19 protein-coding genes are annotated in these 20,518 nt (G+C 39.8%); 5 read left to right on the forward strand and 14 right to left on the reverse strand.

Going from position 1 to position 20,518, the window contains the following annotated elements:
* Positions 1-123: 123 nt before the first annotated feature.
* Entirely contained in the window at positions 124-990 is an 867-nt protein-coding gene (locus V7654_RS01325; protein WP_335427874.1) for a polysaccharide deacetylase family protein, read from the reverse strand.
* Between the two features lie 37 nt (positions 991-1,027).
* A complete protein-coding gene (locus V7654_RS01330) occupies positions 1,028-1,267 on the reverse strand; it encodes a hypothetical protein (protein WP_335427875.1) in 240 nt (79 codons plus the stop codon).
* A gap of 214 nt (positions 1,268-1,481) precedes the next feature.
* Here V7654_RS01330 and V7654_RS01335 point away from each other — a divergent pair, with 214 nt between their 5' ends.
* The gene (locus tag V7654_RS01335; protein ID WP_335427876.1) at positions 1,482-1,865 is read left to right on the forward strand and encodes a small peptidoglycan-associated lipoprotein; all 384 of its coding nucleotides are present in this window, start codon (positions 1,482-1,484) and stop codon (positions 1,863-1,865) included.
* A 36-nt stretch (positions 1,866-1,901) separates the two neighbouring features.
* On the opposite strand, the gene lpdA is transcribed toward V7654_RS01335, so the two are convergent.
* The 5 genes from lpdA to V7654_RS01360 all read right to left on the reverse strand — a co-directional run bounded on the left by lpdA (position 1,902) and on the right by V7654_RS01360 (position 8,051).
* Positions 1,902-3,311, reverse strand: a complete 1,410-nt coding sequence (lpdA, locus tag V7654_RS01340) for a dihydrolipoyl dehydrogenase (RefSeq protein ID WP_335427878.1) — start codon at positions 3,309-3,311, stop codon at positions 1,902-1,904.
* A gap of 3 nt (positions 3,312-3,314) precedes the next feature.
* The gene (locus tag V7654_RS01345) at positions 3,315-4,688 is read right to left on the reverse strand and encodes a dihydrolipoamide acetyltransferase family protein (RefSeq protein ID WP_335427880.1); all 1,374 of its coding nucleotides are present in this window, start codon (positions 4,686-4,688) and stop codon (positions 3,315-3,317) included.
* Positions 4,689-4,742: 54 nt separating this feature from the next.
* On the reverse strand, positions 4,743-5,720 hold the full coding sequence (locus tag V7654_RS01350) for an alpha-ketoacid dehydrogenase subunit beta (RefSeq protein WP_335427882.1): 978 nt from the start codon (positions 5,718-5,720) through the stop codon (positions 4,743-4,745).
* A 3-nt stretch (positions 5,721-5,723) separates the two neighbouring features.
* On the reverse strand, positions 5,724-6,839 hold the full coding sequence (gene pdhA / locus V7654_RS01355; RefSeq protein ID WP_335427884.1) for a pyruvate dehydrogenase (acetyl-transferring) E1 component subunit alpha: 1,116 nt from the start codon (positions 6,837-6,839) through the stop codon (positions 5,724-5,726).
* 537 nt (positions 6,840-7,376) lie between these two features.
* Complete coding sequence (locus V7654_RS01360) at positions 7,377-8,051, reverse strand: YkyA family protein (protein ID WP_335427885.1); 675 nt, start codon at positions 8,049-8,051, stop codon at positions 7,377-7,379.
* A 250-nt stretch (positions 8,052-8,301) separates the two neighbouring features.
* Here V7654_RS01360 and V7654_RS01365 point away from each other — a divergent pair, with 250 nt between their 5' ends.
* Both V7654_RS01365 and def read left to right on the forward strand, forming a co-directional pair.
* A complete protein-coding gene (locus V7654_RS01365) occupies positions 8,302-8,421 on the forward strand; it encodes a YjcZ family sporulation protein (protein ID WP_335427887.1) in 120 nt (39 codons plus the stop codon).
* 134 nt (positions 8,422-8,555) lie between these two features.
* Positions 8,556-9,110 carry a peptide deformylase gene (gene def, locus V7654_RS01370; protein ID WP_335427888.1) on the forward strand — a complete coding sequence of 185 codons (555 nt, stop codon included), beginning with the start codon at positions 8,556-8,558 and terminating at the stop codon, positions 9,108-9,110.
* Positions 9,111-9,329: 219 nt separating this feature from the next.
* Here def and V7654_RS01375 read toward each other — a convergent pair whose 3' ends face one another.
* The gene (locus V7654_RS01375) at positions 9,330-10,100 is read right to left on the reverse strand and encodes a Cof-type HAD-IIB family hydrolase (RefSeq protein WP_335427889.1); all 771 of its coding nucleotides are present in this window, start codon (positions 10,098-10,100) and stop codon (positions 9,330-9,332) included.
* Between the two features lie 671 nt (positions 10,101-10,771).
* Here V7654_RS01375 and V7654_RS01380 point away from each other — a divergent pair.
* Together V7654_RS01380 and rnjA are read left to right on the forward strand one after the other, a co-directional pair.
* Positions 10,772-10,984, forward strand: coding sequence for a DNA-dependent RNA polymerase subunit epsilon (locus V7654_RS01380; protein WP_335427891.1), 213 nt, complete (start codon positions 10,772-10,774; stop codon positions 10,982-10,984).
* 3 nt (positions 10,985-10,987) lie between these two features.
* Positions 10,988-12,655, forward strand: coding sequence for a ribonuclease J1 (gene rnjA, locus V7654_RS01385; protein WP_335427893.1), 1,668 nt, complete (start codon positions 10,988-10,990; stop codon positions 12,653-12,655).
* A 163-nt stretch (positions 12,656-12,818) separates the two neighbouring features.
* On the opposite strand, the gene V7654_RS01390 is transcribed toward rnjA, so the two are convergent.
* From V7654_RS01390 to V7654_RS01415, 6 genes are all read right to left on the reverse strand, one after another.
* The gene (locus V7654_RS01390) at positions 12,819-13,763 is read right to left on the reverse strand and encodes a DUF4349 domain-containing protein (RefSeq protein WP_335427894.1); all 945 of its coding nucleotides are present in this window, start codon (positions 13,761-13,763) and stop codon (positions 12,819-12,821) included.
* Positions 13,764-13,919: 156 nt separating this feature from the next.
* Positions 13,920-15,770: an ABC transporter ATP-binding protein gene (locus tag V7654_RS01395; RefSeq protein ID WP_438825235.1), complete on the reverse strand. Its 1,851-nt coding sequence runs from the start codon at positions 15,768-15,770 to the stop codon at positions 13,920-13,922.
* Between the two features lie 16 nt (positions 15,771-15,786).
* The gene (locus V7654_RS01400; protein WP_335427897.1) at positions 15,787-17,535 is read right to left on the reverse strand and encodes an ABC transporter ATP-binding protein; all 1,749 of its coding nucleotides are present in this window, start codon (positions 17,533-17,535) and stop codon (positions 15,787-15,789) included.
* A 363-nt stretch (positions 17,536-17,898) separates the two neighbouring features.
* Complete coding sequence (locus V7654_RS01405; RefSeq protein WP_335427898.1) at positions 17,899-18,354, reverse strand: TlpA disulfide reductase family protein; 456 nt, start codon at positions 18,352-18,354, stop codon at positions 17,899-17,901.
* A gap of 113 nt (positions 18,355-18,467) precedes the next feature.
* Entirely contained in the window at positions 18,468-19,010 is a 543-nt protein-coding gene (locus V7654_RS01410; protein WP_251478023.1) for a peroxiredoxin, read from the reverse strand.
* A gap of 350 nt (positions 19,011-19,360) precedes the next feature.
* Positions 19,361-20,485 (reverse strand): N-acetyldiaminopimelate deacetylase, encoded by a 1,125-nt coding sequence (locus V7654_RS01415; protein WP_335427899.1) that lies wholly within the window; start codon positions 20,483-20,485, stop codon positions 19,361-19,363.
* Positions 20,486-20,518: the final 33 nt, after the last annotated feature.

Consider the following 20,518-nt stretch of genomic DNA (forward strand, 5'->3'; position numbering starts at 1 on the left):
CGAGGGGCTAGGCGCTGGAGCTGGGCAATTCTCGAAGTGAATTTTATACTTTCTTATCCTTTAAAAAAAGCAAAAACACCTTTAATTGAAGGAACTTCTACTTAGACAATAAAGAAACGGCTGCTATTGAGCAGCCGCTTCTTTATTTGCAGGGGTCTCTATAAGGTATGGATCTACTATTTTATATCCTTTATTCTGCAGTCCCTTCACTATGTCACTCAGGGCTGCGCTTGTCCATTCTCTGTCATGCATCAGCAGGTTTGCTCCATTCCGCAGGAGTGGAGTATTGACCATAATATCAGCTAGAGCTTCCTTCGATTGGTATGCTTTTTCCCAATCATAGCCGTAAGTCCAGTTCATCAGCAGCATCTTTTCTTCAGCAGCAACCTTCTTGCTGTATTCAGTATTCATCCCGAACGGTGCTCTGAAAAAGCGTGGACGCTCTCCAATCAATTCTTCTATCCTGTCATTTAAGCCGACTATTTCAACTCTTTGCTGTTCCTCAGTCAAATCCTTCAAAGATTTATGATTGTAAGTATGATTTCCAATAGGGAAGCCCATTTGATGAATCTGTTTAAGGACTTCACCTTCTTCAGGTGTATCAATAAAATGGCCATTGACAAAAAAGATCGCTTTTACATTCAAATTCTTCAATACTTTTGCCATTGCTAAAGCATTTTTATCTGGAGCATCGTCAATTGTCAACAGGACTATTTTCTCCTTGGGATTGCTGATATTCTGGATTGAGAAGTCGTCTCTCATTTTATACTCTGGAATTGACTGTGCCGGTTCGGGATTTGCGCTTTCCTCCGCAGGCTGCTCATCAGGCTTCTCCACTTCTTTGGTTTCCTGATTATTGATTTCTTCTTTCTTTTCTTGTTTCTCCGGAACTACGGCCTCGTTATTTTGATCATCATCCTGCCGAGCTTCATTTGCTCCACAACCTCCTAATAGAAAAACGGCTGCAAACAATAAAATTTTTTTCTTCAAACCTTATCCCTCCTGCTGACAATACCCTAGTGTAAATTCACACAATAATAGACATAGTAAAATGAAACGAAGCATAGATGGCCAGGCTGGTCAGGGTAATGATAAACGTCTTCTTTGCCGATTTCATTATGTAGTTGCCTATTATTATTGCTAAATAGAAAAACACTAAGAACATAATAACATTATAAATGGGATGATCATGTTTTGACAGCCATTCAATAAATGTATACCCACTCCAAATGATCAATTGCAGCAAGACCACTGTATACACCTTCACACCCTCCACCACCATTACCTAAATAATCTCTTCCCCAGCTTATGGAAACTAAACATATGGGTTGTTTTATATTATATGTCCGAGTCCCAGGGATATTTTTCATTTATGTAACATTTCAATAACATCTCATTTTTTTGGAAATTGCTGTGATAAAATATGGACAAATATTAACCGTGTGTTTTCACGAATCCGAAAAAAAGTGAGGCAAAGAGAAATGAAAGGCTTATCTTTTGTTTTTGTCGCTTCGTTCCTTTTCCTAACGGCTTCTTGTAACCCCGTAAATGATGCAGATGATTTAATGCTGAGTGAAGGTATAAAGCAAGTAGTCTTTTTTTCAGATGAAGAGGACTATAAGCATGAAGCCTCATATTATGATGCAATTATTGAATTAAAGAAGCAATATCCTAGTGAATTTGATGATATGATGGTCATACCAGCTTCCAATGCAAATAAATACTATGATCATTTCGAGGTAGAGCAATTCCCAGCAATTATTGTTGTCCATGGAGACGATGTGATCGCTAATGTTAATGGTATTGTTACTAAGGACCAAATCATCGAACCGCTTTCAGCTGTGCTCGAAAGTGAATATAGATAAAAAAAATCCTTTCCGGCTGGAAAGGATTTTTTTATTTTATTTTATAATATGAATTGGATTTCCAAGTGCTACTTCAGCAGCTTCCATTGTAATTTCTCCAAGAGTCGGATGAGCGTGGATCGTCATTGCAAGATCCTCTGCAGTCATTCCTGCTTCAATCGCTAAGCCAAGCTCTGCAATCATGTCTGATGCATTAGGACCAGCGATTTGAGCACCGATAACAATTCCGTCTTCTTTACGAGTTATAAGCTTTAAGAAGCCATCTGTTTGATTAAGGGAAAGTGCACGGCCGTTAGCTGCAAACGGAAACTTAGAAGCATTGATATCAAGACCTTCATCTTTTGCCTGCTTTTCAGAGTATCCAACAGAAGCTAATTCTGGATCTGAGAATACTACAGCTGGAATAGCTAAGTAGTCAATTTCAGAAGGATGGCCAGCGATTGCTTCAGCTGCAATTTTACCTTCATAAGATGCTTTGTGTGCAAGTGGCGGACCTTCGACAACGTCGCCGATTGCGTAAATGTTGTTTACATTTGTGCGACATTGCTTGTCGATTTTAATGACACCACGGTCTGTCATTTCAATGCCAACTTGCTCTAATCCAAGTTCATCTGTGTTTGGCTTTCTTCCTACCATGACAAATACGTAATCAGCTTCAACTTTTTGCTCTTCGCCTTTAGCTTCGTACGTTACTGTAACACCAGTTTCAGTTTCCTCTACGCCTTTAGCAAGTGCCTTAGTGATGATCTCAGCACCCTTTTTCTTAAGGTTGCGTTTTACAAGAGCAGACATCTGCTTCTCGAAGCCGTTAAGAATTTCATCTCCGCCTTCAAGAATTGTAACCTTAGTTCCAAAGCTAGCATAAGCTCCGCCAAGCTCTGTTCCAATGTATCCGCCGCCGATTACTACAATGCTCTTAGGCAGCTCCTGAAGGTTCAATGCGCCTGTAGAATCAAGTACACGCTTAGTATATTTGAATGCAGGAATCTCAATTGGACGAGATCCAGTTGCGATGATAGCATTTTTGAAAGTATAGGTCTGAGCTGAATTTTCATCCATGACACGGATCGTGTTGGCATCCACGAAATACGCTTCGCCTCTTACGATGTCAATTTTGTTGCCCTTCAACAAACCTTCAACGCCACCAGTCAACTTCTTTACTACACCTGCTTTAAACTCCTGGACTTTTGAGAAATCAAGCGTTACATTTTCAGCTTTTATTCCCATATCTTCAGAGTGCTTAGCATTTTCAAATCTATGACCTGCAGAAATAAGAGCCTTTGAAGGAATACATCCAACATTAAGACATACACCGCCAAGGGTGGCCTTTTCTACGATTGTTACTTTTTGGCCCAGTTGGGCAGCACGAATGGCTGCCACATATCCGCCAGGACCTGCACCGACGACAAGAGTATCAGTTTCGATTGGAAAATCTCCTACTACCATTTATTAACCCTCCATTAACAATAGTTCTGGATCGTTTAATAGGCGTTTAATGTGATTCAACGCGTGCTGCGCAGTTGCGCCATCGATCATACGGTGATCGAAGCTTAATGAAAGCGCAAGTACAGGAGCAGCAACAATTTCGCCATCCTTGACTACTGGTTTTTCTGCAATACGGCCAATTCCAAGGATTGCAACTTCCGGATGGTTGATAACCGGAGTGAACCATTGTCCGCCAGCAGATCCGATATTTGTGATTGTGCATGAAGCACCTTTCATTTCATCTGGTGCAAGCTTTCCATCGCGTGCTTTTCCTGCAAGTTCATTAATCTCATTTGAAATTGAGAATATAGACTTACGGTCAGCATCTTTAACAACAGGAACAAGCAAGCCTTTTTCTGTGTCAGCAGCAATACCGATATTGTAATAATGCTTATGAACGATTTCGCTTGTAGCATCATCCAAAGACGTGTTCAATGCTGGATATTCACGCAATGCACTTGTTAATGCTTTTACCACGTAAGGAAGGAACGTAAGCTTGATTCCTTTTGCAGCAGCAACTTCTTTGAAATTCTTGCGGTGTGCAACAAGTTTCGTTACATCTATTTCGTCCATTAGTGTAACGTGTGGAGCTGTATGCTTAGAGTTAACCATTGCCTTAGCAATCGCTTTTCTGATTCCACTCATCTTTTCACGAGTTTCAGGGTACTCACCTTGTGGAATAGCCTTAGCAGCTGCTGCCTTTGGTGCTTCTTCTGCAGGTGCAGCTTGCTGAGTTTGTTCTGACTGTGGAACAGCCGCTGCAGAAGCACCGCCGCTCAAGAAGCTGTCAATATCTTCTTTGCCAATGCGGCCATTTTTGCCTGAACCAGCTACTTGGCGGATATCTACACCTTTTTCACGAGCGTATTTACGAACTGAAGGCATAGCCACGATTCGGCGGTTAGGATCTACTTCTGCTTGTGGAGCAGCAGCAGCGCCAGCACCAGTTTCAGCAACAGGAGCAGGAGCTTCTACAGCTTCTTTCTTGATATCCTGGCCAGCTTCCATAGTAGATTGAACCTGAGCTTCAGTTTTTTCTTGTTTAGGTTGTTCTGCAGGTTTTTCTTCTTCGTCACCCTTGAACTTTAGATCTTCATATCCTGGTGCATCAAAAGTTACTAGAACCTGTCCAACAGTTGCAACAGTACCTTCTTCAACTAGAACTTCTTCAACTGTACCAGCGACTGGTGAAGGAATTTCAACTACTGCTTTGTCATTCTGTACTTCACAAAGTACATCATCTTCCTGGACTTTGTCGCCTGGCTTTACGAACCACTTGACAATTTCACCTTCGTGAATGCCTTCGCCGATATCTGGCAGTTTAAATTGGAATGCCAATGGAATTCACCCTCCTATGTTTGTCGAACCTATTTTTACTGAATGTCAGTTTAATTAGAATGTAAGAACTTTCTTCGCTGTTTCAATAACATCTTTATAATTAGGGAGCCATACAGTCTCTGCTTGAGAGAATGCGAATACTGTATCAGGCGCTGTAACACGCAATACAGGAGCTTCAAGGCTGAGAATTGCACGGTCATTGATTTCAGCAACAACATGAGCAGCAATACCAGACTGTTTTTGTGCTTCCTGAACAACAATTGCTCTTCCAGTTTTCTCAACAGATGCAACGATTGTTTCAATGTCAATAGGCATAACCGTTCTTAAATCGATGACCTCAACAGAATGGCCTTCCTTCTCAAGCTCTTCTGCAGCCTTTAATGATTCATGAACCATTGCCCCATAAGTGATGATTGATAGATCCTTACCTTCACGTTTCACTTCTGCTTTTCCTAATGGAATTGTGTACTCTTCTTCAGGTACTTCCTGACGGAAAGAACGGTACAACTTCATATGCTCAAGGAAAATAACCGGGTCATTGTCGCGGATTGAAGAAATCAACAAACCTTTTGCATCATATGGAGTTGATGGAATGACAATTTTCAGACCTGGTTGCTGCGCCACCATACCTTCAAGGCTGTCAGCGTGCATTTCTGGCGTATGTACGCCTCCGCCAAATGGTGAGCGGATTGTTACAGGTGAACTGTAGCGTCCGCCTGAACGGTAACGCATACGAGCCATTTGACCTGCAACAGAGTCCATTACTTCGAAGATGAACCCAAAGAATTGGATTTCAGGTACTGGGCGGTAGCCTTGTAGTGCAAGACCGATCGCAAGACCGCCGATTCCAGATTCTGCAAGCGGGGTATCGAATACACGATCTTCTCCAAATTCAGTTTGAAGGCCTTCAGTAGCACGGAATACACCCCCGTTTACTCCTACATCTTCCCCAAAAACAAGTACATTAGGATCGTTGCGCAATTCAGTGCGCAGCGCATCTGTAATTGCTTGAATCATTGTCATTTGAGCCATAGCTTACTTCGACTCCTTCTCTTTATATATTTCATATTGTTCTTGTAAGTGATTTGGCATTTCTTCATACATGATTGAAATCAGGTCAGTAACCTTTTGCTTAGGAGTATTATCAGCTTCTTTAATAGCTTCTTTAATATCTTCCTTAGCTTTTTCGATTGTTTCGTTTTCCATTTCCTCAGTCCAAAGATTTTTCTTTTCAAGGAACTTACGGAAACGTACTAATGGATCTTTCTTTTCCCACTCATTGTCAAGGTCAGCCGTACGGTAACGAGTTGGGTCATCGCCTGCCATTGTATGCGGGCCATAACGGTATGTCATTGTCTCGATCAATGTAGGTCCTTCGCCATTGATTGCGCGCTTACGGGCATCAAGTGTTGCAGCGTATACTGCAAGCGGGTCCATTCCATCAACCTGGATTCCTGGGATACCTGCTGCAACAGCTTTTTGAGCAATTGTTTTCGCAGCAGACTGCTTTTCAACAGGTGTTGAAATCGCAAAACGGTTATTTTGCACAAAGAAAATTGCTGGCGCCTTGAATGCACCTGCAAAGTTGATTCCTTCATAGAAATCACCTTGTGACGCACCGCCGTCTCCAGTGTAAGTAACAGCAACAGACTTGGCACCGCGCTTCTTCATTCCAAGAGCTACACCAGCTGCCTGGATGTATTGTGCACCGATGATGATCTGTGGTGAAATAACATTTACACCTTCAGGTATTTGATTACCTTTGAAATGACCGCGTGAGAATAAGAATGCCTGTGCTAGCGGAAGTCCGTGCCAGATCATTTGAGGAACATCACGATATCCCGGAAGGATGAAATCTTCTTTTTCCAGCGCGAATTGAGATGCAAGCTGGGAAGCTTCCTGTCCTGCTGTAGGAGCGTAGAAACCAAGGCGTCCTTGACGGTTTAGTGAAATGGAACGCTGATCAAGGATTCTAGTGTAAACCATGCGCTTCATCAATTCTTGTAATTGCTCATTTGAAAGCTCAGGCATTGCCGCTTCATTTACGACTTCGCCCTCTTCGTTTAAAATTTGGAACATCTCAAATTGGCTTGCAACATTCTCGAGCTGCTTCATTGCATCAAAAGTGTTGTTTTTTGTTTTAGATGCCATCAGAGCCACCTCTTCCTTTCTAACTTCATGGATTTTTAATTGAATATACAGAAATAGGTTACCCAAAATCAGGATAAACTTCCCCGGGGTTCTAAATACATCTGAGCGCAAAATTGTACTTACTTTATTCGTTAGGCAGAAGCACATTCAATGCAGGATGGTAATCTAATGATTCGCAGTCGAGCAATTGTTTGTGAACACACCATTATTAAGTTTTCCACAGATTTGCTATAAAAAAACTATTATTTGCCCATTTCTATCTTCATATAGACTGTATCAATGAAAAACAAAAATAAAGTAATACAATTAACTCATTCGTTTTTTAGTTTACATCACGAAAATAACTCCGTCAAATACTTAGTTTTATCTTTTTTAATTTTATACACCATCTATATGTTGTTATCTATATTTAGTAACTGTATTAATAGATATTCATTACTGTACTATAATAAATTACTTTTAATTCAAACTGTATCACAGACAGGTAGATAAGAAAAAAAGCCGGCATGCTGCATGCTGGCTTTTTAGAGATTTAATTTATTTTTTGGTTTCGGTGTTGACTTCTATTCCTGCCTTTTTATAAAAGGCCATTTTTTCTTTATTGTAATGATCCGTTTTATCATTGAATTCCTGGTTGTTCTTCAATACTGATTCATATACCTTGTTCACTTTATTGATTTGTTCTTCTAGCTTTTCGAAGCTCAAATCCTTCTCCTTCAGCATCTGGTAAAGCTCTTTATCGTATTGTAGGCCTTGTTTATAATTTTTATATAATTCATCATGGATTTTGTATCTTTCTTTCATCGTTGCCTGTAATTTCGCAGCCTGTTTCTTTAGTGAAGGCTCCTCTATTTCTTCAGCTATTTTAGATACATTCTCAAATTCCTGTTCTGACTTTTTTATGCTTTCTTTTTCCTTCTCGATATGTTCTTCTCTCTTGTCAGCTATTTTCAGCGCTTCATCCGCAAGCTTAACAATCTGGTCGTATTCTTTCATTCCAAGTGATATGATTTGTTCGTAAATTTCCTTTTCCTGCTTTTCTAATTCCACTAGAGGGTCCTGCTGATCTTCAAAAACCTTTTCAGTAGTCACCACTTTCTCCAGCTCTTCAAACATTTTTTCCTCTGGAGTTTGCCGATCCATACATCCGGCAAGACTTAAAACTCCAGCCATCAAAACGATGGACAAACCTAAGCTTTTTAAAATGGACAAAATAAAAACCTCCTCACAGATACCAATTTTACTATAGCGATTGCTGCGTGTTTTGACAATTAATAAGGAAGTCAGGAAACTGCTTTCAAAATATTCATTTAAGCTTGTCCCTTCAATAAACTATATTCATTTATTTTGAAGTTTATGCCTTAGGCGCAAGCCTATACCAAATTTCTTTTACCGCATAGGCTATAGCAATCGACCCATCAGATTAGATGGACGAAAAACATATAAGAGGAGGGTTTCCTTTATGTACGGTTATGGTTATGGATGTGGTTATCCGGGTGTTGGTTATGGAAGAGGATTCGCTTTAATTGTCGTTTTATTCATACTCCTCATCATCGTAGGATGCTCTTGCAGGATATTCTAATCAATCAGAGAAGATGTATAATAGCATCTTCTCTTTTTGAATATCTAAAGCAAACAATTTTTCTAGTTAACTTTTTAATATTCTTTTGTTAGACTTAAAAATATTACATACTATAGAAACAAGAGGTGAAGTTTATGTTGACGATGGATGATATCGTACGCGATGGACATCCTGTCCTCCGCAAAGTTGCGGAAGAAGTCAAATTGCCTGCTTCCCAGGAAGACAAGACAATTTTAGAAAGCATGATTCAATACGTCAAAAACAGCCAAGACCCGGAAATCGCTCAAAAACATGGACTTCGACCCGGCATTGGACTTGCCGCACCGCAAATAAATGTCTCAAGACGGATGATAGCTGTCCATGTTAATGATGAAAAAGAAAACCTGTTCAGCTATGCTCTGTTTAATCCTAAAATTATCAGCCATTCAGTTGAACGTTCTTATCTCGCTGCAGGCGAAGGCTGCCTCTCTGTTGACGAGTCAATTCCTGGTTATGTTCCTAGATATGCAAGGGTTACCGTTAAAGGAACTGACCTTGATGGAACGGAAGTTAAACTAAGACTAAAAGGACTGCCTGCGATCGTTTTCCAGCATGAAATTGATCATCTTAATGGAATCATGTTTTATGATCATATCAATAAACAAGATCCTTACGAAGAAATACCAAATGCTTCTCCAATTGAAAGATAAAGAGGCTGTCCCAAAAGTCTAACTTTTAGGGGCACCCCTTTTTTTGTAAACAGGACGTGAAAGTGGCAATTGATTTCCGTTTCAATCAACTGAGGTTTTTTGTATGTATTTGCACAAAAAAAGAAGAAAATCGTTCCTGTTGGTATAATTGAGTCACCACCACACATTAACCTAAGAATGGAACGATTTTCTTATTCAATAATCACCATTAACCGAGTCTTAAATCAACTTCAATTCTTTCAATCCATGCCAGATACCGTCATCATCAACATCACGTGTAACAAGGTTGGCATGTTCCTTCAGCTCTGGCACAGCATTCCCCATGGCAACACCAGTACCAGCTGCTTTCAGCATTTCAAAATCATTCAAGCCATCGCCAAAAGCATAGACATCCTCAGGAATGAAACCCAGCCTTTCAATCATCTTTTTAATCCCTTCTGCTTTTGACCCTCCAGCTGGCAAAATATCAACAGAATATGGATGCCATCGGATCAAAGTGAAATCAGGATAGGTATTCCTGTAAAACTCCTCATCCCCTTCTTCACAAAATAGCAGTGTTTGATATAAATCCCTGTCCACATAAAAGGCATCATCATGATCAGGATGGGCAAACTTCAAGCCCCCAAGACTCTCTTCAATATATGCATGGTGTTTCACTGAAGATTTCATCGTCATGTGATTCATGAAAACGACAGGATGCCCTTTTTCCTTCGCTTTAACAAAGAGCTCCTCTATCTTTAGAGAATTTAATGGATTTTTATAAATTGGTTCGTTTTCAAAAACAACGTACTGTCCATTGAAGCTGACAAATGAATCGATATCAAGTTCTTTTCTCAAATTCTCGAACATAAATGGCGCCCTCCCTGTAGCGATGGCCACAAATACACCGTTTTCCTTAAGAAGGGTTATCGCTTCCTTAGTGGAAGCTGGCAAATTTTTATCATGGTCCAGCAATGTCCCATCAATGTCAAAAAATACGATTTTACTCATGTTATTCTCCTTTGCTGCATCATTCTTGAGGTATTCTGCAAATATCATACACTTTTTATGTAGTTTAAAGCAGTCTAGCAAATTTCTAAGTGCATTGTACATAAAAAAGAAAATCTAAACTATGGCAAATCAATGACAATTTATGTCATTCCATCATTACCCATGAAAAATTTTTCTATTTCATCATATAATATAAACAAAAAGGTAGGAATTTGAAAAATAATCTTTGCTAAACTTTCCCTTGTTTACTTTACTTTGGACAAGGATAGTTTAAAATAAGAATTAAGGAGATGATCCACTATGTTGAAGAAGCTAAGAAAGAAGCTCTTAAAACAGTGGAAAGATTTGCTTCGTAAAAAAACTATCGCATAAACTTTTGAGCCCTTCAAACTTGCGAAGGGCTCCTTCCTTATTGTAAATTGGTTAATAGCTGAAAAAAAGGGTTACATTTAGCAAGTTTATATTTTGATGTATAATTACAATGTAAAAATTGTTAATTTTTTATAAATGGCTTTTTCGTACCGATTGTTGTATGACACTTGCATGACCCGTACCCCTCATTTTAATCGGTGTCTTAAACGGAGAGTCTAATAAGGTACAAATGCTGCAAACCATACGAAAAAGCCCTATAAAATAGAAAAAGTTAATTTAATTAAGGAGAGAGATTTTACATGATTTTTAAAGTTTACTACCAGGAATCTAACAAGCAAGTTCCCGTACGTGAAAAAACGAAGACAATATATGTTGAAGCTGAATCTGAAAGAGATGTTCGTACAAAAATAGCTGACCGCCAATATAACGTTGAGTATGTCGAGGCTGTGAAGGGTAATTATTTTGAATATGAAAAACAAAAAGAAGACTTTGAAGTATTGGAGATAGGATAATTTATGAAATTTGTAAAAAATGACCAAACTGCGGTTTTCGCATTGGGAGGACTAGGCGAAATCGGCAAAAACACCTATGGTGTGCAATTCCAGGACGAGATTATCCTAATTGATGCGGGCATTAAATTCCCAGAAGATGAATTGCTTGGGATCGATTATGTTATTCCTGATTATTCATACCTAGTAAAGAATGAAGATAAAATCAAAGGTCTTTTCATTACCCATGGCCATGAAGACCATATCGGCGGTATACCTTATTTATTGCGCGAAATCAATATTCCGATATATGGCGGTAAGCTTGCTCTTGGCTTAATCAAAAACAAGCTGGAAGAACACGGGTTATTGCGAAAAGCAAAGCTGATTGAAATCCAGGAAGAGGATATCATCAAATTCCGCAAAACTTCTGTCACATTTTTCAGGACTACTCATAGTATCCCTGATTCCTATGGTGTTGTTGTAAAGACTCCTCCTGGGCAAGTTGTCCATACTGGAGATTTCAAATTTGATTTCACGCCAGTCGGCGAGCCAGCTAACTTAACGAAAATGGCTGAAATCGGAAAAGAAGGTGTACTGTGCCTGCTATCTGATAGTACAAATGCTGAAGTACCTCATTTTACAATGTCTGAACGACGTGTTGGAGAAAGCATTCATGATATTTTTAGAAAAGTGGATGGCCGGATCATTTTTGCCACCTTCGCTTCAAACATCCATAGATTGCAGCAGGTTGTCGAAGCTGCTGTTACGACAGGAAGAAAAGTAGCTGTTTTTGGAAGAAGCATGGAATCAGCAATTAATATTGGACAAGATCTTGGCTATATTACTGCGCCTAAGGATACATTCATTGATGCACAGCAAATTAACCGACTGCCTGCTAACAAGGTTACAATCCTTTGTACTGGAAGTCAGGGAGAACCTATGGCTGCTCTATCGAGGATTGCTAACGGCACTCACCGTCAAATCCAGATCCAGCCTGGCGACACCGTTGTATTTTCTTCGTCACCTATTCCAGGCAATACAATCAGCGTAAATCGTACGATCAATATGCTTTCTCGAGCAGGTGCTGATGTCATCCATGGATCATTAAATGACATCCACACTTCAGGACACGGCGGCCAGGAAGAACAAAAATTAATGCTTCGCCTGATCAAACCGAAATACTTTATGCCAATCCATGGTGAGTATCGCATGCAGAAAATGCATACAAAGCTTGCCAACGACTGTGGTGTTCCGCAAGAAAATTGCTTTATCATGGATAATGGTGAAGTACTAGCACTAGGCGATAATGAAGCTGGCGTTGCAGGTAAGATTCCATCTGGAAATGTTTACATTGACGGCAGCGGAGTTGGTGATATCGGAAACATCGTTCTGCGTGATCGCCGCATCCTTTCTGAAGAAGGACTTGTTGTGGTTGTAGTCAGCATTAACATGAAGGAATTCAAAATTGCTGCAGGACCTGACCTGATATCCCGCGGATTTGTCTATATGAGAGAATCCGGCGATTTAATCAATGACGCCCAGAGCTTGATTAGTAAGCATTTAAACAAAGTAATGGAAAGAAAAACAACTCAGTGGTCCGAAATCAAAAATGAAATCACTGACACGTTAGCACCATTCCTTTATGAGAAAACAAAACGCCGCCCGATGATCTTACCGATCATTATGGAGGTTTAATAAGAAAAACCGTTGCGAATTGCAACGGTTTTTTTCATTTCTCACTGTTAAACTTGCCTGTTGAATTCCGCTCCAGGCGCTTGCTATCCGCAGGCCAGCTTCTGTGTTCCAATATACTTAGTGCAAAATCAATTTATCCATTAGCTTTAACAAAGCCTGTCACTTAGCTATTTGAGTCAATATTATTATTCTCAGAGCGTCTAGTATATTTTCTGACAAAAAATATAATCGCTGAAACGATAAAGCCTACAATCAGCAAGATTGGCAGGTTGCCAATCAAGAACACAATGATTCCGGAACCTGCTGACAGAAGAATATTGATGTTATCTGCAAATTGCTTTTTAATCTTTTGCCAAGTGTTCAGGTTCTCATTATCGATTTTTGGGACAGGCACTTCATTTTCTTCCAAGGAAATTGTTACAGTTGATAAGGCTGACTGATTTTCAAGGAACTTTTTCCTGCCTGCTATCTGTTCTATTTCCTCCTGGACGTTCGCTAGGTCAGAAGAGATTTTTAACAAATCCTCCGTTTTCTGCGCTTGCTTCATGAATTCTAGGAGCCTCGCTTCCACTGCCCTTTTAGACTTTAGCCTTGATTCAAGGTCCACAAATTCTTCTGTTACATCCTCCCCGCTAACCTGTCGATTATATACTTGTACAGATAAGCCCTCTGCATCGTTCAGGAATGCCTGGAAATGCTCCTGTGGAATCCTGAAGGTCATTGTACCGCTCTGTTGTTCTCCATCATAACGGTTAGAACTGGAATTTACGATATATCCTTTATAGCTTTTGGCTTTTTGTTCTAGGGCATTGCGTGCCTTTTCGAACTTTTTGACTCTTAAATTCATTTCTGCGTTATAGATGACCATACGCTCCACAGCTGCTTCTGCTGCACTCGTTTTCGCTTTTTCTTCAACAGATGTATTATTTTCTGCGGCCGAGTCTTCTTCTCCTTCAGAAAATGAAACATCATTACTCTCAGATTTATCCATGGATTCCGTTTTGGCACCCATATCACTGCTAGATTTACTTTCATCTGACATCCCACCGCTGCAGCCTGCAAGCAAGAGAATAAATGAAAGAATGATTGCCAGTCTCTTTTTCGACACTAAAATGCCCCCTTTTTTAAAGCTGTTTAAGAAAGAGACGGTTTTATTACAGAAATGTTACAAAAATAGAAAAAATCCTTGAAAAGTAAATTGTAACGGAAAACAATAATAAATGTTAAGCACACTCAAAAAAAAAGCCTTCATAAAGAAGGCTTCTTAAACTGCATCTAGCATATTAAATTGTGCCTGGACAAGATTGTAATATTCTCCTTTATGATCCATAAGCTGCTCATGATTGCCTTTTTCAATGACAAGCCCATTTTCAAGAACGAAAATATTATCTGCTTCCCGGATTGTCGACAGCCTGTGAGCTATTATAATCGCGGTCCGTCCTTTTAATAGAGTCTTCAGTGCATTTTGGATTCTCATCTCAGTTTTTGTATCAATGCTAGCCGTTGCCTCATCCATTATGAGAATTTTTGGATTCGCCAGCAGAGCCCTGGCAAAGGAAAGAAGCTGTCTTTCTCCAACAGAAAGAATATTCCCCCTCTCTTCTACCTCTGTCTGAAACCCGTTAGGAAGCTTCTCAATGAAATCAGAAGCACCAACTGCTTTAGCTGCAGCCTTCACCTCTTCATTAGTAGCCTCCGGCCTGCCAAAACGGATATTATCGTAAATTGTCCCTGAAAAAATGAATGTATCCTGTAATACGATACTGATGTGCTTCCTCAAACTGCTGAGAGAAACATTCTTCAAATCATGTCCATCAACCAGCACCTTGCCTGCAGTAGGATCATAAAAGCGGCTGATTAAGTTGGCGATCGTCGTCTTTCCTGATCCTGTATGGCCTACAAGAGCAACTGTCTGGCCTGCCTTTATCTCAAGGTTTATTCCTTTTAGTGCAATCCTCTTATTGTCATATGAGAATACAGCCTTTTCAAAAGTAATTTTGCCTCTGAGGTCATTTAATTCTACAGGGTTATCTACTTCTGATACAATCGGCTTCTCATCCAGGAATTCAAAGATTCTTTCAGAAGATGCCATCCCCATTAATAACTGATTGTATACCTGGCCCAGCCTCGAGATGGGTTCCCAAAACATGCCTAGATAAAAGGCAAATGAAACGAATACACCAATTGAGATTGTGCCGTTTTGGATCAGATGTGCACCGTACCAGATTAAAACAGCGGTCCCCAGTGCGTTTGTCAATTCTACCAACGGCCTGAACATGGCGTTTTTCTGGGATGCTGACTTCCAGCTCTGGAATGTTTCATCGTTGATTCCATCGAAGAAGGCCATGTTCTCTTTTTCCTGAGTAAAAGACTGTGTAACCCTGATTCCCTGTATGCTTTCATTTAAGTGTGAATTAAGCTTCGATTGTTTCAAACGGACATCTTGCCATGATCGCCTGATATTTTTTCTCAATTTCGTAGAAATCAAGAACATGATCGGCAAGATCACCATGATTGCCAGCGTTAATTGAGGACTTAACGAAAACAGTATAAAAAAGATTCCAATCAATAGGACCATATCCATTAGCAGATTGATGACCCCATTTGTGAACAATTCCTGTAATGAGTTAATATCATTCATGATTCTTACCAGAATCGAACCGGCTGAACGCTGATCGAAGAAACGGTGCGACAGATTCTGGACATGGGTGAATAAGTGCTTACGCAAATCGTAAATGACGTTCTGCCCTAATTGATTCATCCAGCGTATCCTAAATATATTTGCGATGTATGCAGCTGAATAAAGGCCAGCAATTATAGCCACGAGCCAGAATAACATGTTAGCATCTTTGTTTTTCACTGCACGGTCAAGTGTATATATCCCAATAAGTATAGGGATAACAAGCCTGACGGCAGTTGTAATGAGAACCATCGCAATTGACAATGGAACAAGCGATGCTTTATATGGAAGCATATAGCTGAAGAGCCTTGACATTTGCTTCCAATTAAAAGGCTTATCAATCACCTGGTCGGTTGAATATTGAAACCTTTTTAAAACATGAGAATTACTTTTTTTGCTCAAAACCTTCCCCCCTTGTTTACTCGGACGTTTCATAACTGATTCGAAGAGTTTATCCTGTATGTGTGACCCTTTGGCGGTCTTTAAATTGAATTTCATATATTTTTTGATACGTCCCGCCATCGTTTATTAATTGTTCATGGGTACCCCGTTCAGCAATGGACCCATTTTCAAGCACAAGAATTTCATCGGCATGCTTCAAGGAAGAGATCCTGTGAGCAATGATAAATGTCGTTCTTCCCTTCATCACTTCCAGCAATGCTTTTTGAATTTTAAATTCCGTTTCCATATCCACTGCGCTTGTGGCGTCATCAAGAATCAAGATGCTTGGGTTAACACAGATTGCCCTTGCTATGGCAATCCTTTGCTTTTGGCCGCCTGACAGGCCCATGCCTCTCTCACCGAGGATGGTATCATATCCTTCCGGAAGCTCCATTATGAAGCTGTGAGCCTGCGCCCGTTTTGCAGCATCAACAATTTCATCCATCGTTGCGTCTGGCTTGCCGTAAGAAATATTCGCTTTAATAGATGAGGAAAAAAGAAAGGATTCTTGCAGTACAATACCAATATTACTTCGAAGCGAACGTAAGGAATAATCGTTGATATCCCGTCCATCAATCAAAACCTGCCCCTCTACAGGCTCATAAAATCTTGTCATAAGCTGGGTAATGCTGGTTTTGCCTGAACCAGTGGATCCTATCAAACCAATGGTCTGCCCTTGACGCGCTTTAAAGGAAATATCATTTAGTGCTTCGTTTTCATCATTTCCATATCGAAGCGTTACGTTGCTAAATTGCACATCACCTGAAAGCTTTTCGGTTTCAATTGCTCCATCCTTATCATCGATCTCGGTATCAGCTTCAAGGATTTCTAATAACCTTTCTCCAGAAGCTTTAGACTGCGAAAATAGATTAACAACGAAACCAAGGTTCATGATTGGCCACATAATGTACCACACAAGGCTATAAAATGCTACAAGTTCGCCAGGCTTTAGGGAACCATTCATCACAAGGTATCCGCCATAGCCAAGCAACAGTACCACACTAATATTGCCCAAGAACTCCATTAACGGAAAATACTTAGCCCAAATATCTGAAGTGAATAGGTATTTGTCTTTATATTCACGATTGGAATCATTGAATCTTCCAATCTCATAGCTCTCTCTCGACAGAGATTTTACCGTGTTGATTCCGCTGATGTTTTCCTGCACCTTTGTATTCAGTTTGCCAAAGGATTTTCGTATTCCCCGGAATGCAGGATGAACCGCTTTATCAAACTTATAAACAACTACTGCAAGAAAGGGCAAAGTCGCAAGAGTCACAAAGGTTAATGAAATAGAATAATAGAACATGACCGAGAAGCTGATACCAATTAACAGTACAAATCGGATCAGTTCAGAAAAACCGAAGCTCAGGAAAAAACGAAACCCTTCTACGTCTGCTGTAAGCCGGGACATTAAATCACCAGTTTTGGCATTATCATAATACCTGAAGGATAGAAACTGCAATTTTTCATAAAGTGAATTTCTCAGTTTATAAACCGAATGAATACCAAAGAGATCACCAGTATACTGATAAATATAAGTGCAAACCCCTTTTACCACCATGAAACCGACAAAACCGGCAGCCAGGATCGGAATTAGCTCAAACCTGCCTCCCATGACTGCTTCATCAATCGTAAGCTGTAAAATCATTGGATAGATGACTGTAATAGCCGTTACAATCAGCATAAAAAAGATGGACCATAAAAACAAATTTTTGTATGGCCAGTAATACGACTTCAATTTTTTGAATGTCTCCATTCATGTACCCCCTTTGAATCGAAGCTTCTTTCGATTTGATAAATAGCTGAAGCGATAAACTGTGTTGCGACGTGCTTTTTGACCAGAGATTATTAGGTTTCAAATCAAAAATCAAACTGGATTTTATATAGTATGTATTTTACAAAGAGAGCTAAAAAGAAAAGCACGTATAAAATAATATATCGGGTTTCGAAATGTTTTTCCAGCTTTTTTCAAGAATTTTTTTATTTTTTTGTCAGTATGAATTATCTGATATTTAATCATGTCACTTTTTTAAATCAACAATATCCTCAAAATCAAAATTGAGCTTTTTAAATTTTGACCAAAAAAAAGAGCCGATGTTATTCGGCTCTCCTAAGTGTTTTATTCAGTCTTTTCCAATTCGTCCAGGACACGATTCACTCGCTTTTCAAGCATTTTCATGCCGCTTCCGCCAGCCTGGAAGTGTCTTAGTTTGCCATCCTTGTCAAAAACATAATATGCAGGAACATATTGATTTTCAAAGGCTTCTGTCAATTTGTGTTCGCTGTCTACAAAAATCGGCTGTGAAATGCTGTGCTCAGCTGCAACCTTCTTGATTTCTTCAAGGTTCAAGTCAGCCTCTGACCGTGGCATATGAACTGCAATCACGTTCAGCTTTTCTTTATAATTATCACGGAACTCATTAACTTGCGGCATTGCTTCCTTGCAGAGATGGCAGCTGATCGACCAGAAATGAATCAGAGTCGGCTTTTCTCCAACTAATTGCTCCCTTGTTACTTCTCCATTTAGCCATTCTGTAGCGCCAGTCAATTCCGGCAGTGGTTCACGTAATTTCATAATAGCACCCCTCTTATGATAAAAATTTTTAAAAGACTCTTCATTTTCTTTAGTAAGAAAAAGACCTAACTTTTGTTAGGTCTTTTAAATTATCGTTGTGTTTGGCGTAACTATTAAAGAGTAGCTTGTCCAGGCTTCCAGTTTGCAGGGCAAAGGCCGCCAGTTTGTAGTGCTTGAAGTACACGTAGAGTTTCATCAACATCACGACCGATGTTGTTGTGGTTAACTACAGAGTACATTAATTCGCCTTCTGGGCTGATGATGTATAATCCGCGAAGTGCTACGCCTTCTTCTTCGATTAATACGCCATATTCACGTGACACAACGTGATTTGTATCAGCAGCTAATGGATATTTAAGATCGCCAAGTCCGTTTTCTTTGCGGTCAGTTTTAATCCAAGCAAGGTGAGTGTGGATTGTATCCGTTGATACGCCGATTACTTCTGCATCAAGGTCTTCGAACTCATCGTAACGGTCAGACATAGCTGTGATTTCAGTTGGGCAAACAAATGTGAAATCCATTGGGTAGAAGAAAAGAACTGTCCACTTGTCGTTCTTCATGTTTTCTTCAAGGCTTACTTTTCCAAATTCCTTATTTGCTAATACTGCGTCCATTTCAAAGCGTGGTGCTTGCTTACCTACCATACGTTCTGGCATGTAAAATCCCTCCATTACCATAATTTTTATTTACGATGCACCTTGGCATCTGTTAAAACCTATGTTTCTAAATATATCAGAATAATTGTTTGTAGTCAATCTTAAATTATAATTAATTTAAATAAGTATTAATTATAATTCTTGATTTGCCCCACCTTAAATGTTTTGCCCAAACTGCAATAAAATTAAACTGGTCTCGCAACTATGCAGTGAATTGGAAAATATAACTTATTCCGAATATTAGTTTAACATGTTTTTTATTTGGGACAAAATGATAAGCCTTTACAAAGTAAAAAAAGCAAGAGGGGGTGCTGAATTCAACCTGCCCTCTTGCTTTTTAGTTCAATCCTCTACTTGCTTTTATATTCAATATAACTGCTCAACAACTCAATCGCTGTTCCAATTGCTTTTTCATCCGGGTTCAGTTTAGCGTGGTGAAGGCCGTACCCCGAATCGACCCCAAGCCAGAACATGAATCCTGGAATATGCTTTAACATATAACCGAAATCTTCCCCTGTCATGGCCTCTCTGCAAACGATCATATTAATATTCTCATTTGCTTCAGCAAAACTGATAAATTCGTTCGTTAATTCCTCATGATTATAAACCTGATGGTACATGGAGCCATAATCAATCGCTGTTTTACACTGATAACCAACTTCAATACCCTTCACAAGTGATTCAATTCGTTCTTTTACCTTAACCATGGATTCTACAGAAAGAGTACGGATTGTACCTTCGATTCTGGCTGTTTCGGCAATGATGTTTTGCACAGTACCACCTGTAATTTTACCAATAGTGACGACTGCACTGTCCAGCGGGTCAATATTCCTCGCCACAATCGATTGCAGCTGTGTAACAAGCGCACATGCAGCTACAATCATATCATTTGTATTATGTGGATAAGCTGCATGTCCGCCCGTACCTTTAAGATCGATGAAAAGTTCTGAAGTATTGGCAAATAGGAGGCCCTCCCTCGTTGCAATGGTCCCAACTGGATATTCAGGAGCAATATGCAGGGCGATGATCATATCCGGCTTCCACTCTGCCATGATATCGGTCTTTAGCATCGGCTCGGCACCGCCAGGACCCTCCTCAGCAGGCTGGAAAATAAAAAGCAGATCATCGTCAATAGGATGGCTGACAAAATGCGTGATCAGCCCCAGCGCAATGCTCATATGTAAATCATGTCCGCATGCATGCATTTGACCCTCGTGAAGTGATTTAAACTCAAGCCCAGTACCCTCGGTGATTGGAAGACCATCAATGTCTGCACGGTATCCGATCATTTTTTTAGGGTTTTCACCCTGGATTTTGACAAAGATCCCCGTTTCCCAAGTTTTTATTTCCAATCGCTCTCCACGAAGCTGATGCAAATAATTAAGAAGATAAGCCTGAGTTTTATACTCTTTGAAACCAAGCTCTGGAATCCTGTGCAAGTCTCTTCTGACTTTTATAAAAGTTTCATGCCCCATAATTTTCTCTCCCTTTATAAAAGAAAGCGCGGA

Origin of the sequence: Bacillus sp. JJ1609, from assembly GCF_036967045.1 — a bacterium.
Lineage (GTDB): Bacteria > Bacillota > Bacilli > Bacillales > Cytobacillaceae > Mesobacillus.

Bases quoted from the DNA above. Each gene is read 5' to 3' on its own strand.
- V7654_RS01375 (WP_335427889.1), bottom strand. From the start codon at position 10,100: ATGAGTAAAATCGTATTTTTTGACATTGATGGGACATTGCTGGACCAT.
- V7654_RS01405 (WP_335427898.1), bottom strand. From the start codon at position 18,354: ATGAAATTACGTGAACCACTGCCGGAATTGACTGGCGCTACAGAATGG.
- def (WP_335427888.1), top strand. From the start codon at position 8,556: ATGTTGACGATGGATGATATCGTACGCGATGGACATCCTGTCCTCCGC.
- V7654_RS01350 (WP_335427882.1), bottom strand. From the start codon at position 5,720: ATGGCTCAAATGACAATGATTCAAGCAATTACAGATGCGCTGCGCACT.
- V7654_RS01365 (WP_335427887.1), top strand. From the start codon at position 8,302: ATGTACGGTTATGGTTATGGATGTGGTTATCCGGGTGTTGGTTATGGA.
- V7654_RS01335 (WP_335427876.1), top strand. From the start codon at position 1,482: ATGAAAGGCTTATCTTTTGTTTTTGTCGCTTCGTTCCTTTTCCTAACG.
- V7654_RS01410 (WP_251478023.1), bottom strand. From the start codon at position 19,010: ATGCCAGAACGTATGGTAGGTAAGCAAGCACCACGCTTTGAAATGGAC.
- pdhA (WP_335427884.1), bottom strand. From the start codon at position 6,839: ATGGCATCTAAAACAAAAAACAACACTTTTGATGCAATGAAGCAGCTC.
- rnjA (WP_335427893.1), top strand. From the start codon at position 10,988: ATGAAATTTGTAAAAAATGACCAAACTGCGGTTTTCGCATTGGGAGGA.
- V7654_RS01415 (WP_335427899.1), bottom strand. From the start codon at position 20,485: ATGGGGCATGAAACTTTTATAAAAGTCAGAAGAGACTTGCACAGGATT.
- lpdA (WP_335427878.1), bottom strand. From the start codon at position 3,311: ATGGTAGTAGGAGATTTTCCAATCGAAACTGATACTCTTGTCGTCGGT.
- V7654_RS01400 (WP_335427897.1), bottom strand. From the start codon at position 17,535: ATGGAGACATTCAAAAAATTGAAGTCGTATTACTGGCCATACAAAAAT.
- V7654_RS01395 (WP_438825235.1), bottom strand. From the start codon at position 15,770: ATGAAACGTCCGAGTAAACAAGGGGGGAAGGTTTTGAGCAAAAAAAGT.
- V7654_RS01380 (WP_335427891.1), top strand. From the start codon at position 10,772: ATGATTTTTAAAGTTTACTACCAGGAATCTAACAAGCAAGTTCCCGTA.